Source organism: Anaerolineae bacterium (genome assembly GCA_016931895.1).
In the GTDB taxonomy this organism is placed as follows: Bacteria; Chloroflexota; Anaerolineae; order 4572-78; family J111; genus JAFGNV01.
Genome location: JAFGDY010000285.1, coordinates 1 through 17,702, shown reverse-complemented (window position 1 = coordinate 17,702; position 17,702 = coordinate 1). Strand labels below are relative to the sequence as shown.

Annotated in this window: 17 protein-coding genes; all 17 read left to right on the top strand. The window is 52.5% G+C overall.

Annotated features, from left to right (window positions below):
• A partial coding sequence (locus JW953_21800; GenBank protein MBN1995338.1) for a PD40 domain-containing protein occupies window positions 1–623 on the top strand: 623 nt, incomplete at its 5' end.
• Between the two features lie 154 nt (window positions 624–777).
• A complete protein-coding gene (locus JW953_21795) occupies window positions 778–2,640 on the top strand; it encodes a hypothetical protein (GenBank protein ID MBN1995337.1) in 1,863 nt (620 codons plus the stop codon).
• A gap of 201 nt (window positions 2,641–2,841) precedes the next feature.
• Window positions 2,842–5,544: a LuxR family transcriptional regulator gene (locus JW953_21790; GenBank protein MBN1995336.1), complete on the top strand. Its 2,703-nt coding sequence runs from the start codon at window positions 2,842–2,844 to the stop codon at window positions 5,542–5,544.
• Window positions 5,545–5,799: 255 nt separating this feature from the next.
• Window positions 5,800–6,060, top strand: a complete 261-nt coding sequence (locus JW953_21785) for a hypothetical protein (protein MBN1995335.1) — start codon at window positions 5,800–5,802, stop codon at window positions 6,058–6,060.
• A gap of 109 nt (window positions 6,061–6,169) precedes the next feature.
• Complete coding sequence (locus tag JW953_21780) at window positions 6,170–6,928, top strand: C-GCAxxG-C-C family protein (GenBank protein ID MBN1995334.1); 759 nt, start codon at window positions 6,170–6,172, stop codon at window positions 6,926–6,928.
• A 10-nt stretch (window positions 6,929–6,938) separates the two neighbouring features.
• Window positions 6,939–7,220: a DUF4386 domain-containing protein gene (locus JW953_21775; GenBank protein ID MBN1995333.1), complete on the top strand. Its 282-nt coding sequence runs from the start codon at window positions 6,939–6,941 to the stop codon at window positions 7,218–7,220.
• Window positions 7,217–8,251, top strand: coding sequence for a zinc-binding dehydrogenase (locus JW953_21770; protein ID MBN1995332.1), 1,035 nt, complete (start codon window positions 7,217–7,219; stop codon window positions 8,249–8,251). Before JW953_21775 ends, JW953_21770 begins: the two co-directional genes overlap by 4 nt.
• Window positions 8,252–8,284: 33 nt before the next feature.
• Window positions 8,285–8,980 carry a DUF4386 domain-containing protein gene (locus tag JW953_21765; protein ID MBN1995331.1) on the top strand — a complete coding sequence of 232 codons (696 nt, stop codon included), beginning with the start codon at window positions 8,285–8,287 and terminating at the stop codon, window positions 8,978–8,980.
• Window positions 8,981–9,030: 50 nt separating this feature from the next.
• Entirely contained in the window at window positions 9,031–10,047 is a 1,017-nt protein-coding gene (locus JW953_21760; protein MBN1995330.1) for an NAD(P)-dependent alcohol dehydrogenase, read from the top strand.
• A gap of 3 nt (window positions 10,048–10,050) precedes the next feature.
• Window positions 10,051–10,749 (top strand): DUF4386 domain-containing protein, encoded by a 699-nt coding sequence (locus JW953_21755; GenBank protein ID MBN1995329.1) that lies wholly within the window; start codon window positions 10,051–10,053, stop codon window positions 10,747–10,749.
• A gap of 22 nt (window positions 10,750–10,771) precedes the next feature.
• Window positions 10,772–11,449, top strand: coding sequence for a DUF4386 domain-containing protein (locus JW953_21750; GenBank protein MBN1995328.1), 678 nt, complete (start codon window positions 10,772–10,774; stop codon window positions 11,447–11,449).
• A gap of 137 nt (window positions 11,450–11,586) precedes the next feature.
• Window positions 11,587–12,285, top strand: coding sequence for a DUF4386 domain-containing protein (locus tag JW953_21745; GenBank protein MBN1995327.1), 699 nt, complete (start codon window positions 11,587–11,589; stop codon window positions 12,283–12,285).
• Window positions 12,286–12,530: 245 nt separating this feature from the next.
• Entirely contained in the window at window positions 12,531–13,214 is a 684-nt protein-coding gene (locus tag JW953_21740; GenBank protein ID MBN1995326.1) for a DUF4386 domain-containing protein, read from the top strand.
• Between the two features lie 25 nt (window positions 13,215–13,239).
• Complete coding sequence (locus JW953_21735) at window positions 13,240–14,028, top strand: class I SAM-dependent methyltransferase (GenBank protein MBN1995325.1); 789 nt, start codon at window positions 13,240–13,242, stop codon at window positions 14,026–14,028.
• Between the two features lie 132 nt (window positions 14,029–14,160).
• Window positions 14,161–14,394 carry a hypothetical protein gene (locus JW953_21730; GenBank protein ID MBN1995324.1) on the top strand — a complete coding sequence of 78 codons (234 nt, stop codon included), beginning with the start codon at window positions 14,161–14,163 and terminating at the stop codon, window positions 14,392–14,394.
• A gap of 50 nt (window positions 14,395–14,444) precedes the next feature.
• Complete coding sequence (locus JW953_21725; GenBank protein ID MBN1995323.1) at window positions 14,445–17,240, top strand: AAA family ATPase; 2,796 nt, start codon at window positions 14,445–14,447, stop codon at window positions 17,238–17,240.
• Window positions 17,241–17,403: 163 nt separating this feature from the next.
• Window positions 17,404–17,640, top strand: coding sequence for a hypothetical protein (locus tag JW953_21720; protein ID MBN1995322.1), 237 nt, complete (start codon window positions 17,404–17,406; stop codon window positions 17,638–17,640).
• Window positions 17,641–17,702 lie beyond the last annotated feature (62 nt).

Below are 17,702 nucleotides of genomic sequence, written 5' to 3'. Positions count from 1 at the left end.
ACCGGCGTTACATGACCCACGTCAACACCTCGCCTGCGCTACCGGACATTATGACCTATTGCCACGAAGGCCCCTGGGATTGGGTGGAGCAGCGCATATGGGGCTTGAATATTCAAACCGGCGAAACATGGAAAATCCGCCCGCAAAAGGGCGATGTTTCGGTGGGGCACGAATATTGGTTTGCCGACGGCAAACGCATTGGCTACCACGGCAGCACCCGCACCGGCGACGACCTGCACCTGTTTGGGTTCCTCAAATGGGATAACAGCGGCCACATTGAGCGCCGGTTTCCCTTCCGTTCCATTCACTTCCACAGCCTGAACGAAGACCTGATTGTGGGCGACGGCACCCCGGCCTCGGTGTTTAGCAGCGCCGGGGTCAAAGGTGAGCCGGTGCGGCCGTTCATCCAATTGTTCAAATGGAACGGCGAGGAATATATTGGCCCCAAAATTCTCTCCTTCCACCGCAGCACCTTTAATGACCAGCACGCGCATTGCCACCCCCGTTTCACCCCGGATGGCCAATCAATTTTGTACACGTCCGACCTGACTGCCTATTCTAACATGTATCTGGTAAACATTGGTGATTTTGAAGACCTGCCCGATTTGACAGATAACCCATAATCCAGGAAGTTATCCCGCGTGTTAGCACATCACCGTGAATAAGAATTTTGACGGAGATTGGCTGATTAAAGATTGAATCTTTAACCAACCAATCTCTATTTTCAGCGTTGAGAAACCGGCAGCATAGATTTAGCTACTGTTTTTGGAAGCCCTGATGCAAATTCCTGAACTATTACAAAACCCGCCCCGCCTGTTCAGTGTGATGCCTTTCTGGTTCTGGAACGATACGCTGGATGAGGCCGAAATCGTCAGGCAGATTCAGGATTTTGAGACGCACGGCGTGTTTGGCTTTGTCATCCACCCCCGGGTGGGCCTGCCGCGTGAGTTGGGCTGGATGTCGGACAAATTGCTTGACTTCTATCAAATTGCCATCAACGAGGCGCAGCGGCGGGGCATGGCCGTGATCCTCTACGACGAAGGCATGTACCCGTCGGGGTCCTCTTCCGGGCAGGTGGTGGCCGCCAACCCTAATTTCCAATGCCGCTGCCTGGCCAAACAGGAATTGGCCGACGGCGAGGAACCGCATCTTGGCCCGGATGAAGACCTTGTGGCCATCGTGCCCCGCCAAAACGGTTCTCGGCTCGCCATTAGCGACCGCAAGGCTGATAGCTTCATCCGCGGGCTGCATTACATTGATGAAGGCCCCGTCTTCGACGGGCCACCCACCGAGGATGAACCCCCTGCGGGCGACATCCTCAACCCGGCGGCCGTGGCCGAATTCATCCGGCTGGTGTACGATAAGTTTGCCGCGCGGTTTGCGCCGTACTTTGGCCACACCATCATTGCCGTTTTTACGGATGAACCCAGCCTGCTGGGCCGTTCCCGGGAGATTGATGTTGTGCCCGGCACCACCGGCATTTTGACCGAGGTCAACCGCATTTTGGGCTACGACCTGACCCCGCACCTGCCCGCCCTGTGGTATGATGACGAGCCGGACGCGCAACGCATCCGCGATGATTATGAGCACGCCCTCAACGTGCGACTGGAAGAAACCTACTACGCCCAACTGAGCCGATGGTGCGAAAAGCATAGACTCGCCCTCACCGGCCACCCGGCGCAGGGCAATGCCATTGGTCCCCTCCGTTTTTTTCAGATTCCCGGTCAAGATTTGGTGTGGCGCTGGGTACTGCCCGACACCCCCACGGCCCTGGAAGGGCCGGAGTCTACGCAGGGCAAGTGCAGTTCTTCGGCCATGCTGCACCTGGGACGCCGGCGTAATGCCAACGAGTGCTGCGGCGCTTACGGCCACGAACTCACCTGGGATGAGATGGTGTGGCTGGCTCACTGGTGCTTTATCCGAGGCGTCAATCTGCTCTATCCCCACGCGTTTTATTATTCGGTGCGCGGGCCGCGCCGGGACGAACGTCCCCCGGATGTCGGCCCCAACGCCGCGTGGTGGCCCCGCTACCGGCTCTATGCCGATGCCTGCCGCCGGTTGAGCTGGCTCAACACCGATAGCCGGCACATTTGCCATCTTGCCATTTTGGGCAAACCCTACCGGCTGCCCTGGCGCGCGGCCAAAGTGTGCTTTCGGCGCCAACGCGATTTTAATTATCTGGAAGACCGCCATTTATGGGAAGACGCGCGGGTGGATGAGAGCGGTATTTACATTGGCGACATGCATTACCGCGCGTTGATTATTGAAGATGAACCGGATGCACGGGCCAATCCTGCGCTGGAAATTCTGGCGCAGGCCGGGCGGGTCATCCACTACAACGAACAGATGGCCGGGGCTGATTTGATCGCCCAGATTGACCGCCTTGTTCCGCCCGGTATTCGGGTTTTGCCGGCGGTGCCGGGATTGCGGGTGCGGCACGTTATCAAAGAAGCGGAGCATTACTTTATGCTTTTTAACGAAACAAAGGCAGCAGTGGAAATGAGCATTGAGTTGCCGGTAGCCGGAGGGGCGATGCGTTACGATCCCTGGGCAAATGAAGTTGCGGCCATACCGGTGGATAACCGGCTGAAACTGGCGGGCCACGAATTTCAAATCATTGTGGCGCCGGAAATCGGATAAAAAGCATGCTGGCAAACTATCACGCATCAAGTATGAAAAGCGTATGGCTTGTTGACACCATACTTTGAGTCTGCTATGATACCCAAGCCTCACTCAGGCAAGAGCGGAGATTTTGTTGGGGATGAGGGTATAGCCCGTTTGGTTGCCTTGCGGTGGAGGTAGTTAACTCGCGTTCTCTTGGGATATGTGTGATAATTGACCATGTCTCTGCCGATTTTAGCCACAAAACTCTATATTCCCCCACCTCGGCCTAACGTCGTCCTACGCCCTCGCCTGATCGAGCGGCTGAACGAAGGTCTCCAGCGCAAGCTCGCCCTCATCTCCGCCCCAGCCGGCTTTGGTAAAACCACCCTGGTCAGCGAGTGGATAGCCGGTTGCGAGGTGCCAGCCGCTTGGTTATCGCTGGACGAGAGCGACAACGACCCGACCCGCTTTCTGGCCTATCTTGTCGCCGCCTTGCAAACCATTGAGGCCAGCGTGGGAGAAGGCACGTTAAGCGCACTTGAATCCCCTCAACCGCCGCCGATTGAGGCCGTATTGACCTCTCTGCTCAACGAGATTGCCGCCATCCCCGGCCAAATAATTCTCGTTCTCGACGATTACCACCTCATTGAAGCTCAACCAATCCACAACGCTCTCAGCTTTCTGCTCCAGCACCTGCCGCCGCAGATGCATCTAGTCATTGCTACCCGCGAGGATCCACATCTACCTCTGGCCCGTCTGCGCGCCCGGGGCCAATTGACCGAGCTGCGCGCCGCCGACCTGCGTTTTACCCCCGCCGAAGCCGCCGAGTTTCTCAACCAGGTGATGGGCCTGAACCTCTCGGCGGAGGACATTGCCGCCCTGGAAACCCGCACCGAGGGCTGGATTGCCGGCCTGCAATTGGCCGCCCTCTCGATGCAAGGGCATCAAGATACCGCCGGTTTTATCAAATCGTTCACCGGCAGCCACCATTTTGTGCTGGACTATTTGGTTGAAGAAGTTCTGCACCAGCAGCCGGAAAGTGTCCAGACGTTTTTGCTGCGTACGTCTATCCTTGACCGGATGTGCGGCCCGCTGTGCGATGCCGTTCTGGGCAAGAGTGAAGGCGGAAGGATGCAGGATGAAAAGAAAACACATTCCGAACCTTCATCCTGCATCCTTCAGCCCTCATCCTTTATTCTTGAGTATCTTGAGCGGTCCAACCTGTTCCTTGTTCCCCTGGACAACGAGCGGCGGTGGTACCGCTATCACCATCTGTTTGGCGGTTTTTTGCGGCAGCGGCTAGGGCAGAGCCTGATACCCGAAGCAACTGCCGAATACCACATCCGCGCCAGCCAGTGGTATGAAGACAACAGCCTGGAGATTGAGGCGTTTCATCATGCGGCCGCAGCCAACGACCTTGAGCGTGCCGAGCGGTTGATTGAAAGAGGGGAAATGACCCTGCCCTCTCGCAGTGTGGTGACCCCTGTCCTGGACTGGCTGGCGTCACTGCCGACAACGGTGCTAGATGCCAGGCCCTCGTTGTGGGTGAAGCAGGCCACGTTGTCGCTGGTTGCCGGTCAAACGACCGGTGTGGAAGAGAAACTACAAGCTGCCGAGGCCGCCATTGCCAAGAGTGGCGCGGCCGATGGGCAGGATGACAAGACCAGGAATCTACTAGGACAAATTGCCACCGCACGAGCCACCTTGGCCCTTACCCGGTATCAGGCAGAAACCATCATGGTCCAAGCGCACCGTGCTATGGAGTATCTGCGCCCCGACAATTTGACTTTCCGCTTTACGGCTATGTGGACGCTGGGTTTTGCCCACTATCTCCAGGGAGATCGTGCCGCAGCCATCCGGGCCTATACTGAGGCTATATCTATCGGCCAGGCGTCCGGCGATATGTTTTCCATCATATTGGCTACAAGCGCCCTGGCTGAAGTACAGGAATTAGAAAACCAGCTCTATCAGGCAGCCGAGACCTACCGACGTGTTCTGCAACTTCATGGTGATTATCCACAGCCGAATGCCGGTGAAGATCATCTTGGCCTGGCGCGTATCCTCTACGAGTGGAACGACCTGGATGGGGCAAAACAACACGGACAAAAGAGCCTCCAATTGACGCGGCAGTATGATAGCGTAATTGATAGATTCATTATCAGCGAGGTGTTTCTCGCCCGCCTGAAACTGACCCAAGGAGATGTGACCGGCGCGGCCGCCCTGTTAGCCGAGGCTGACCAGTCCGTGCGCCAGCACAACTTTGTACATCGCATGCCCGAGGTCGCCGCCGTGCAGGTTCTCGCGTTGCTTCGCCAGGGCAATCTGACAGCGGCGGCTGATCTGGTTGAGAAGCACGCACTTCCCCTCAGCCAGGCACGGGTACACCTAGCCCAGGGCAATCCTTCCGCGGCCTTGGCAGTGCTGGAGCCATTGCGCCAACAGATGGAGAACAAGGGTTGGCAGGACGAACTGCTCAAGGTGATGGTTCTCCAGGCGGTCGCTCTGCACGCACACGGTAAACAGGCCCAAGCGGCGCAAGTGTTGGGTGAGGCGCTAACGCTGGCCGAGCCGGGTGGCTTTATCCGCATCTTTGTGGATGAAGGCGCGCCGATAGCAGAGCTGTTAAGAAGGATGAAAAACGAAGACCGAGGGATGAAGGAGTATATTCATAAATTGCTGGCTGCCTTTGGCAAGCAAAAAGATATTCATCCTTCAGCCCCCAGCCCTCAACCTTTGCTGGAGCCTCTCAGTGAGCGCGAAATCCAAGTGCTCCGGCTTATCGCCGCGGGGCTGACCAACCAGGAAATCGCTCACAGGCTTTACCTCTCGCTGAACACAGTTAAGGTTCACACCCGTAACATCTATGGTAAACTCGGCGTCCACCACCGGGCGAGCGCGGTGGCCCAGGCCAGGGCTTTGGGCATCTTGCCTTCCAACTGATTGCCTGAATGCCCTTTATGGGCATTGTTGGCGCACAATACCAATCCAACTGACGGGCCGGCGGCTAGCGGCCCGTTTTTTATTCCCCGGCCAGGGCTACAAATAACCCTCTGAATAATACCCCAGGGGTATGACACTAATACCGCCCGGCTGCTATACTGGAAGTGCAAAATTTGATCAATCTCGGAATGGTCAAATCAGAGAGCTTGGCACAACTAACAGGCTGTTATGAGCAGCAACAACAGGTATGGGGCCATGTCGAACGAACTCGACCCAAGAATTGAATCAAGTGAACCCATCGTCTATCAAATCAGGCTCAAGGGCCATCTTGGTCACGAGTGGACAGACTGGTTTGAGGGCCTGACCATCACCCTGGAAGATAACGGCGAGACGCTGTTAACCGGCCCGGTGCTTGACCAGGCCGCCCTGCATGGACTGCTTAAAAAGGTGCGTGATTTAGGCATGCTCTTGCTGTCGGTCAACCGTGTTGAACCCGGTCAAAATGAAACTTTTTAATATCGGCCCAAGAAAGCGATTACAAATGAACTCGAAAGCAAAAAGTGGGATTTCGTCATGGGGGACAGTAAGTACGTTTCTCAAAGTGGGGGCTTGATCACAAACGCTGTTGAGAGTTCTCAACCAAGCATTCGGCCACTCGCTGGAATTTGAGGAGCGCGCCGCCGATCCCTTGGCAGGCGGGATCATGCGCGGCTACCAATGCGGCATGATTTGGGGCGCAGCGCTGGCCGCCGGGGCACAGGCGTACCGGCTTTTTGACTCAGGCCCACAAGCTGAAACCGCGGCAGTTATTGCATCCCAAAGGGTTGTGGAATCCTTCCGTGTTCAAAACCAAGCCATAAACTGCCGTGAAATAACTGGCATCGACATGTCATCACCAACGCCTCGGATGATCCTACGTTTCCTTATAAAAACTGGGGCCACAGGTACCTGCTTTGGTATAGCCGCCAGATATGCTCCGGCAGCATTCAGTGAGATAAATGCCGCTTTTGCCGAAGAACATATCGAAGCGCCCTCCGCACCGGTAAGTTGCGCGGCTATGTTGGCCCAAAAAATGGGCGCATCCGACATGCACACGGTTATGGCAGCGGGATTTGTGGGCGGCATCGGCTTGAGTGGCGGCGCTTGCGGAGCATTGGGAGCCGCAATATGGCTACGTGGCATGAACTTCCTTAAGGGAGGAGGTCAGGCTGCTTATAAAGCTCCTTACGTCTCCGATGTAATTGAAAGATTTATAAAATGTGCCGACTGTGAATTCGAATGCTCCAAAATAGTTGGGCGAAAGTTTGGGAGCATTCAGGACCATGCCAGCTATCTACGCGAGGGAGGGTGTTCGGAGATTTTAAAAGTGCTAGCTACTGCATGATTTGAAGGAGATGAAAATGAACACAAACAAAAAGACCGCAAGAATGGCAGGGCTTTTTCCTCTTGGTTATCTGGTTTTCAAGTCGGGCTTTCTTCCCAGAATATTGGGCATATTGTTGATCATTGATTGCTTTGCCATTTTGATATGGGCTTTTCAGTTTTTCCTTTTCCCCCCGGGCAACGAAGTAATCAATATCCTATGTATGATGGAAAGTCTCATTGCGGAAGCTTCACTTTGCTTGTGGCTTTTAATCAAGGGGGTAAAGGATCAAAAAAAGGAGGTGCTGGCATGAAACAGAAACACCATCGCGTCGTCGTAACACGGCACGGCGGGCCGGAGGTTCTCCAGGCAGTGGAAGAGGATGTCCCCATACCCCAAGCTGGCGAGGTTCGGGTAAAGGTCCTGACCGCCGGGGTCTCCGCCTACGATCTCATGTTCCGAAGCTCCGGGTTGCTCCCCGGGACTCCGCGCGTGCCGTTCACCCTGGGCGTGGATATCGTCGGCGTGGCGGACGAGTTGGCCGAGGGGGTGTCGAGCGTCGCGCCGGGGCAGATGGTTGCTGGCGCGACCTTCTCTGCCGGTGGCCTCGGTGGCTATACAGAGTTCGTCTGCCTGCCCGCCTACGAGGTGGTTCCCGTCCCGTCGGGCATGGACCCTGCCGAGACCGTCTGCCTGGTAGCGAATTACCTGACCGCGCACATGGCGTTGCGCCGAACTGCCAACATTCGGAGCGGCGAGCGCATCCTCGTCCAGGGTGCAGCAGGAGGTGTAGGAACCGCTCTGCTCCAACTCGGCAAGCTGGCCGGATTGGAGATGTACGGCACGGCATCCAAGTATAACCACGCGCTCGTGTCTGCACTCGGGGCCACGCCGATTGACTACCGCACGGAGAATTTTGTCAAGCGCATCCGCGACCTCACCGGCGATGGCGTGGATGCCGTTTTCGATCCCATCGGCGGCGCACGGCAACTCTGGCGATCACACCAAGCCCTGCGCAAAGGTGGGCGCTTGGTGTGGTTTGGCGTGGCTGCGACGAAGAACAAGGGACTGCGGGTCATTCCCCTCACCCTGTTGATGGTGGCGCTGCTCATGCTCATCCCAAACGGCAAGCAGACTCAGAGTTTTCCGGAGGAGCTTGGAAAGGACAACGCATGGTACCGCGAAACGCTGGCGGAGCTCCTCGACTTGTTGGCTGTGGGCAAGATCAAGCCGGTGGTGGCGGAGCGCATTCCGTTGGCTGAGGCCGCCCGCGCTCACGAGCTGCTTGAGCGCGGCCGATACGCAGGCAAGGTGGTTCTCGTTACCGACGCATACTCAATGTAGTCATAACTTGATAGCACACAAAAGAAGGGAAAAATGAATTCAAGTAGAAAGATCGCGATAATTGTGGGAGTATTATTCATAATTGGGACGGTCGCGGGTAGTCTAAGTATTGTTTTTACCGGACCCATTCTAGACGATACAGATTATCTTGCTCAAGTTTCTGCAAATGAAAACCAGATCATAATAGGAGCGCTCCTTGTGTTAGTTATGGGTCTGGCACTTGCTATGGTTCCAGTTATGATGTTTCCAATCTTGAAAAAACACAATCAAACCTTGGCTCTTGGGTATGTGGTTTTCAGAGGAGCGCTTGAGACTGTTGCTTCTATTGTTTTTGTAAGCAGCTTGCTATTACTGATACCATTAGGTCAGGAATATGTAAAAGCAGGGACGCCGGACGCTGCTAATTTTCGAACTTTGGGCACTTGCCTCCTACAAGCAGATTTTCAGACTAATCCTATTTCGAAAATCGTTTTCAGTCTAGGTGCGCTGATGTTTTACTATGTATTGCATCAATCAAAACTCATTCCCCGATGGTTATCGGGTTGGGGGCTTGTTGGAGCCACATTACATTTAGTATCAGGCTTGTTCGTCATGTTCGGCGCACTTAATGAATTTCCCGCATTGGGGATCTTGTGGGATCTTCCAATAGCCTTGCAAGAAATGGTTATGGCAGTATGGCTGATCGTGAAAGGATTCAATCCATCGGCAATCACTACCGAGTCTGTCTAAGTAGATATGAGCCAGGTAAAAATTAGTATAAAATAAGAAACGATATTCAAATGAAAGTAATTATATACGAAAGATACGGATCGCCGGATGTTCTTCAGCTCAAAGAGGTTGAAAAACCCGTTCCCAAAGATGATGAAGTGCTGATAAGGGTATATGCGACAACGGTAACCGCAACGGACTGTATGATACGAAAAGGTAAACCACTTGTTGGCAGAATCTTTCTCGGCCTCACAAAACCAAGAAACAAAATACTGGGGATTGAATTGGCCGGGGAAGTTGAAGCAGTGGGCCAAGCTGTAAAACGATTTAGGAAAGGTGATCAGGTTTTTGGAGCGGCTATGGCCAGGATGTCCTGTAGTGCCGAGTACACTTGTTTGCCTGAAAAGACGGCGCTGGCCATCAAACCGGTCAATATGACGTATGAAGAAGCCGCTGCCTTCTGTGATGGGGCGCTAACAGCATTGACCTTTCTTAAAGATATTGGAAAGGTTCAGAGCGGGCAAAAAGTGCTGATCAATGGCGCGTCTGGATCGGTCGGTTCTTTTGCGGTACAGCTCGCCAGGTATTATGGGGCGGAAGTGACCGGTGTATGCAGTACCACGAATGTAGAAATGGTGAAATCCTTGGGAGCCAATAAGGTCATTGATTACACAAAAGAGGATTTTACCAAAAGTGGTGAGACATACGACATTATTTTTGACGCAGTAGGCAAGACTTCATTTCCTCGGTGCAAGAGTGTGCTGAAGCAAGCAGGTGCTTTTCTTCCGGTTTCAATTTTTCTAATGAGTTTGCCGGAAGTTGTTCAATTAGGATGGATGTCAATGATAAGGCGGCTACCTGGTTGGCAATCGGGCAAGAAAGTGAAAACGGGGGCATCAATAAGCAATCCTGAAAGGTTAAACTTTCTCAAAGAGCTTATTGAGGCAGGGCAGATAAAATCTGTCATAGATAGAGTCTATCCGTTGGAGAAAATTGTCGAAGCGCACCGGTACGTGGAAAAAGGACACAAAAAGGGAAATGTTGTTATCACTGTACAAGACAATTTAAATAATGAAAGGGGAAAATAAAAAATGAATGCAAATAGAATGAACGCAGTAATTGTAGGGGTGTTATTTATCATCGCCACGGTGGCCGGCACCATCGCCGCCTCCATTGGCAACCCCATTGTGGATGCGCCGGATTACCTGACCAAAATTTCGGCTAATGAAGGCACAATCATTATCGGCGCGTTTTTGGTATTTCTCATGGCGATTTCCTGCGCCGGGATTGGCCTGGGGCTGTATCCCATTATGAGAAAATACAGCGTGGGGATGGCCATTGGTACCGTTGGATTCAGGCTCATCGAGAGCATGATCCAGATTTTGGGCGGCGCCAGCACGATTGCCCTGCTGGCCTTGAGCCAGGAATTTGTTAAAGCCGGCGCGCCGGATGCGGCCTATTTTCAAACCATCGGCGCCATCATCAAAGCCGGAGACGATTGGCTGAGCAATGGCGTGATGCTATTGAGTTGGTGCATCGGCGCTTTCATGTATTACACCCTCTTTTACCAATACCGGCTCGTGCCGCGCTGGCTCTCCGGCTGGGGGCTGGTCGGCATCACCCTGGCCATCATTTCCAGCGTGCTGGTCATGCTCCAGGTCATCCCCGGTTTTGGCACTATCCAGGTGGTTGCCAACCTACCGATTGCCCTGCAAGAGATGGTTTTTGCCATCTGGCTGATTGCCAAAGGGGTCAACATGTCGGCCCAGCGCCCCAGGCGGCCTGAGTAGATTTAAATTGGGGAGATAAAAAATGAATACGGTTAACAAAACATCAAGAGTTTTAGGGATTGCCTTTCTGCTTCAATTTGTAACATCTTTTAGCAGTGGCGTGTTTCTGCAACCGGCATGGCTTGCGCCGGACGACATCAGCCAAACGATGCTCAACGTTGCCAACAATGCCTGGCTGGTGAGAGCCAACATTTTGCTCGATATGCTCACGGCGCTGGGCGTTATCTTTTTGGGGGCCGCCCTTTTTGTCACCGTCAGGAAACAGGACGAAAAAATGGCCCTGACTGCCCTGGGGTTTTATATCCTGGAGGGTGCGCTGCTGGCTGCCGGCAAAATGGCAACTTTCTCACTCTTGCACATAAGCCAGGAGTACGTTGCCGCCGGGCAGCCCGCCGATTTGTTGTTGATGGGGCAGGTGGCGTCTGAAGCGATGGAGTACGTTGGCCATATACTGTCCATGCTGGCCTTTTGCCTGGGCGGCATCCTTTTTTATTACTTGCTCTATAAATCACGCGTTGTTCCGGCGGTATTGTCGCTCTGGGGTCTCATCACCATTTTCCCGCTGTTGGTCGGAACAGTGACTGCCATCTTTGGCTATCAACTTCCATTTATTATATTCCTGCCCTATGTACCCTTTGAATTTGTCATCGGTGTTTGGATTTTGGTTAAAGGCATCAGGAATGGTTCAGAAACGGAGTAACGCTTAACGCGCAAACGAGATAAAACGAGCAGATCTATTGTGCGAAAATAACCTGAGCAACCGAATATATCGGCGACAAAAAACGTTATGTATAAAGCCCAATAATATTAGGGGCTGGCAAATTAGGAGGAATTCAAATGACAAACCGTATTACCGATATATCACTACGCCAGGCAGCAATCGCCGCCGGGATCGGGTTGCTCCTGATGACTATACTCGCGCCCTTCGCTGAATTTTTTGTTCGCCAGAATCTTATTGTGCCCGGAGATGCTGCAACAACAGCCAAGAACATTAGGGCTGGTGAGTGGCTATTCCGCATGGCTATTTGTAGCTATCTCATCGTGGCTATTCTTGATGTGGTGGTAGCCTGGGCGCTTTATGTTTTACTCAAACCGGTAAACAATAGCCTCTCGTTGCTTGCGGGATGGTTTAGGTTGGTGTATGCCGCTATTTTTGCAATCGCCTTGCACAATCTTTTAGGTGTTTTGCACCTTTTGAGCGGCGCTGACTACTTGACCGTATTTGAAACGGATCAGTTGTATGCTCAAGTGATGTTATTTCTCAATGGGTTTAACGGTGGATGGGATATTGGCGTTGTATTTTTTGGCCTTCATTTATTTACCCTTGGTTATTTAGTTTTCAAGTCGGGCTACATCCCCAAAATTCTGGGCGTCTTGCTGATGATTGCATCTTTTGGCTATCTAGCAGATAGTTTTGGCAAATTTCTTTCACCCAACTACGGCGCCACAATTGCCATGTTTACGTTTATTGGGGAAGTTTTATTTATGTTCTGGCTTTTGTTCAAGGGTACTAAAATACCCGAAATGAAATCTTGAAACTGATTCATGACAGGATTTGACAAAAAACTCCAGTACTACAACGAGACTTCGCTTGAGAAACCCGGCTTTTAGTGCTTGTTGCTAGTCCGATTTGGACAATAGTTACCATTTATAATCAAAAAAGCCGGGTTTCTTTACTTCGTTATGTCAAAATCTCGTTGTGTACTAGAGAAGAAAAAAGAACGCTTCTGAAGAGCTAAAGACATCTTCGGACGGTTTTAAAAATCAAAAAGGAAACAAAAATGAATACAAGCAGAAAAATTGCAATAATTGTGGGCGCATTATTTCTCATTGCGATGGTGGCGAGTCTTTTAGGGGGTGGTTTAGTAGAATCTGTTATCACTGCTCCGGATTATCTTATGGCTGTTTCTGAAAATGAAACTCAAGTGATCATAGGTGTGCTCCTTGAATTAATCAATGCTATTGGCGTTGTTGGCATTGGCGTGTTGATGTTTCCAATTTTAAAACAGCACAACGAAAGTATCGCCGCCGGCTATCTTGGCATCAGGATTGTTGAGGCCGTATTCTGTAGTGTTATTGTCATCAATCCCCTATCACTCATAACATTAAGTCAGGAATATTTACAGGCAGACGTTGCAGATACTGCCTATTATCAAACTGTAGGCGTATTGTCTATAGCGGAACGCGCGAGTGTGTCAGGTCTGTTGATTCCAGTCTTTTTTAGTTTAGGTGCGCTGTTGTTCTATTATTTATTATATCAAGCAAAACTCCTGCCAAGATTTATATCAGTTTGGGGTTTCATTGGAGCCATCTTAATATTAACATTGAACTTGTTGACATTGAATTTAGAGATTGGCATGAGTATAGGAATGATTTTAGCCCTTCCAATGATCTTGAATGAAATATTTCTGGGGATTTGGCTAATTGTTAAAGGATTCAATCCATTGTATATACAGAACGATTAAATCCACCAAACCAGGAGAAATAAAAATGACAGTTCAGGCCGCAGAGGCGTCATTCGGTAAATCGGCAAAAGAACTTTGGCATGCACTACTCTTGATCGTGCCCATTACCCTCAAATGGATATGGATGTTGATCACCAATCTAAACCAGCCCCAGGCAAAAAAATCAGAAATGGTCTGGGATATGATCGCAAAAAATATGGATACGTATGCCCAAAACGAAGGACTTAAAAAGACCGAAGTCAGGCGGGATGAAATACTGAAAAGATACCTTCAGAACGGTGATACGGTACTTGATTATGGCTGTGGGACAGGCGCCATAGCCCTTAAATTTGCCAACACGGTGAAAGCGATTCATGGAATTGATACAGCAGGAAAAATGATCGAAGTTGCCCAAAGAAAAGCCGTTGAAGGCAACATTGAAAATGTGGACTTTGCGCAATCAACCATCTTTGATGAGGAGCTAAAGAGCGAATCTTTTGACGTGGTTCTGGCTTGGGGTATCTTGCATCTGGTTGATAACTGGCAGGAAGTGATAAAGAGGATACACCAATTATTAAAACCGGGAGGACACTTGATTTCTGCCACAGAATGTCTGGGAGAGAAGAAGTCGGCAATAACGTCTCTTTTATCCTTCCTGATGAAAATTGGAATATTTCCCATTGGATTAAAGTTTTTTACCGTCTCTGAGTTGGAAAACGCCATAACCGGTGTGGATTTCCAGATTGTTCAAACTGAAATTATGACTGATAATCCGATATCCTGTTTCATTGCCGCCAAGAAGACAGAGAAAACTACCAACCAACAAAATTCCTAAAAAGGAGCCAGATTGAAATGGCAGCAGTATTTGCCGAGCTAGAACGCGGGGCGCGTTACGGCTGCCACTGCGCGCATATGTTGATCAAAGATCAATATTCACCCCCTGCTGGAACAATTTCAGGGTGCGCTCGTGACCCTGTTCCCGCAGGTCTCACTGCCCGGCCTCACCCGCGTCAGCCTGGGTCTTCAGAACAGCGCCGAGGAGATTGATGCCTTGCTTCACGTGTTGGACCAAATCGCCCGGCAGCCCCCGGCCGGGGTGGACAATCGCTTTGCTTCCAGGCGGCCCCAAACGGTTATCGAACAGCAGATGGATGATTTCGCCCGGATCGCGGCGCAAAGGGTCTATCCTCAACCCAAATAGAAGATTAGGGACGCTTTTTGAATTTTTGGGGGGCGTTGTATAATTGCTCTATGTCTACGCCCATTTTGGCCACTAAACTCTATATCCCCCCATCCCGACTTGACATAGTTCGCCGGCCTCGCTTGATTGAGCGACTGAACGAGGGCCGCAAACTGACCCTCATCTCAGCCCCGGCCGGTTTTGGCAAAACCACCTTGCTCAGCAGTTGGGTCAACCAAAAGGATGAAAGCCGCGAAGCGGGGATGAAGGATGAAGTGAAAAAGTTTCAGCCTTCAGTCTTCAGCCTTCAGCCTTCCCAAGTGGCCTGGCTGTCGCTGGACAAAGGCGATAACGATCACGCCCGCTTTCTGGCTTACCTCGTCGCGGCTTTGCAGACGATTGCCCCAACTATTGGGGCCGGCGTGTTGGCGTCGCTCCAGGCGCCCCAGCCGCCGCCCGTCGAAGCGATACTGACCACCCTGCTTAATGAAATTGCCGCCAGCCATGACCCCTTTCTCCTCATCCTGGACGACTACCACGTGATTGAGGCCCAGCCGGTTGACCAGGCCCTCACTTTTCTGCTGGCACACCTGCCGCCTCAGATGCATCTGGTCATCGCCACCCGTGAGGATCCGCATTTGCCCCTGGCCCGGCTGCGCGCCCGCAGCCAACTGACCGAACTGCGCGCTGCGGACCTGCGGTTCACCCCGGCCGAGGCCGCCGAGTTCCTCAACCGGGTGATGAGCCTCAACCTTTCGACCGAAGAGATTGCCGCCCTGGACGCCCGCACCGAAGGCTGGATTGCCGGTTTGCAATTGGCCGCGCTTTCGATGCAGGGCCAGCCCGACGCTGCGGGCTTCATCCAATCATTCACCGGCAGTCACCACTTTGTGTTGGACTACCTGGTGGAAGAAGTGCTGCATCGGCAGCCCGAAAGCGTCCAGATGTTCTTGCTGCGCACCTCTATCCTCGACCGCCTGTGCGGCCCCCTATGTGATGCCGTCCTCGGTAAGGATGAAGGCGGAAGGATGAAGGATGAAAAGGAAACAAATTTTGGGTCTTCAGCCCTCAGCCTTCAGCCTTCATCCTTTATCCTTGAGTATCTTGAACGCGCCAACCTGTTCATTGTTCCCCTGGACAACGAGCGGCGTTGGTACCGTTATCACCATCTCTTTGCCGATTTACTGCGGCAGCGGTTGCGCCAAAACGATGCCGCATCCCACCCAGGAGGGGATATAGAGGGGGGAATTGTGGCCGAATACCACATCCGGGCCAGCCAGTGGTATGAAGACAATGGCCTGGAGCTTGAGGCATTTCATCATGCGGTGGCCGCGCATGATATTGAGCGGACCGAGCGTCTGATTGAAGGCAAGGGGATGCCTCTGCATTTTCGCGGCGCGATGGCCCCTGTCCTGCGTTGGCTGGAGTCGCTGCCGGCGGCGGTGCTGGATGCCAGGCCCTCGTTGTGGGTAACGTATGCCTCGGCGTTAATGATGTCCGGTCACCCGAGCGACGTCGAATCGAAACTGCAAGCGGCCGAAGCGGCCCTGCGAGCGCAACAAGCGCAACGAAACGCCCAAGACGATGACAAAACCCGGGACCTGATTGGCCAAATTGCCGCCATACGAGCCTTGGCGGCCGCCGCTCAAAACGATGTAAAAACCTCCATTACCCTGTCGCACCGCGCCCTGGAATATCTCCACCCCGATAACCTGGCCGTCCGCACAGTTACCACCCTTACCCTGGGAGTTGCTTACGAGTTCCAGGGAGACCGCGCTGCGGCCAGACAGGCTTATAACGACGTTATATCTATCGGCCAGGCTTCGGGGAATTTTATGCTGACCATAGCGGCGGCCTCCTCTTTGGGCCAAATACAGGAGGCAGAAAACCAGCTCTATCTGGCGGCCAAGACCTATCAACGCATCCTGCAAATGGTAGGGGACCCGGCGCAATGGACGGCCTCTGTAGCGCATTTTGGCCTGGCGCGCATATTTTATGAGTGGAATGATCTGGAGGCGGCGGAGCGGCATGGACAACTGCATATTCAACTGGCGCCACAAATAGAATGTGACACATCTGTTTCTTGTGAGGTGCTGCTGGCCCGTCTCAAGCTGGCCCAGGGAGATGTGGGCGGCGCAGGCGCGATGTTAGCTCAGGCTGAACAGTCTGCGCGCCAGCATAACTTTGCGAATCGCATAACCGAGGTTATTACCGCCCAAGTGTTGATGCTGCTGCACCAGGGCGATGTGGCGTCGGCCGCGCATCTGGCTGAAAAGCATAGTCTCCCCCTCAGCCGGGCCAGAGTCTACCTGGCCCAGGGGAACCCGGCCGCAGCCCTGGCGGTGCTGGAGCCATGGCGCCGACAGGTGGAGGCGAAGAGTTGGCAGGATGAATGTCTCAAGGCCATGGTGTTACAGGCGGTCGCGCTGCACGCGCATGGTCAGGAGAACAAGGCGGCGCAACTGGTGGGTGACGCGCTGGCCCTGGCCGAGCCGGGCGGCTTTATCCGTCTCTTTGTGGATGAAGGGTCGCCGATGGCGGAGCTATTAACAAGGCTGAAGGATAAAGGCGGAAGGATGAATGAATACATCCATAAATTACTCACTGCTTTTGGCCAACAAGAAAAGATGCAGCCCTCATCCTTCCGCCTTCAGCCTTTAATTGAGCCATTGAGCCAACGCGAGTTAGAGATACTGCAACTCATTGCTCAAGGGCTTTCGAATAGTGAGATTAGCGAGCGGCTTTTCCTCGCCCTGGACACGGTTAAAGGGCACAACCGCAGAATTTTTGGCAAACTACAGGTTCAAAGACGCACCGAGGCTGTAGCAAAAGCCAGATCCCTCAATATTCTTCCCCGCAGTAACTAAAAACAACACCTCTAACAACACTAAAGTGTCTATACGCTAACACCGTGTTGCCGATATACTACTTGTGTATTGAACAAGTGATCCAAGTGGTTATGACCGGTCATCACAGGTAAGTAAGGTAATGTCAAACAACCTCAGCCCCATCACTGACCTAAGTCAACCTATGGTCTATCAAATCAGGCTCAAAGGCCACCTGGGTTCTCAATGGGCCGACTGGTTTGAGGGCCTGACCATCAGGCTGGAAGACAACGGCATTACACTTTTAACCGGCCCGGTGATTGACCAGGCCGCATTGTATGGCTTGCTCAAAAAAGTGCGCGATTTAGGCCTGCCCTTGCTCTCGGTTCAGCATGTTGAAACCGGCCCGGTCAAGGCTAAAGAAACTCATCAAAATCATTAAAAAAGTGTAATGGTCAAGATGATATTAAACACCGCAGAGGCGCAGAGTTCGCAGAGTTTTTT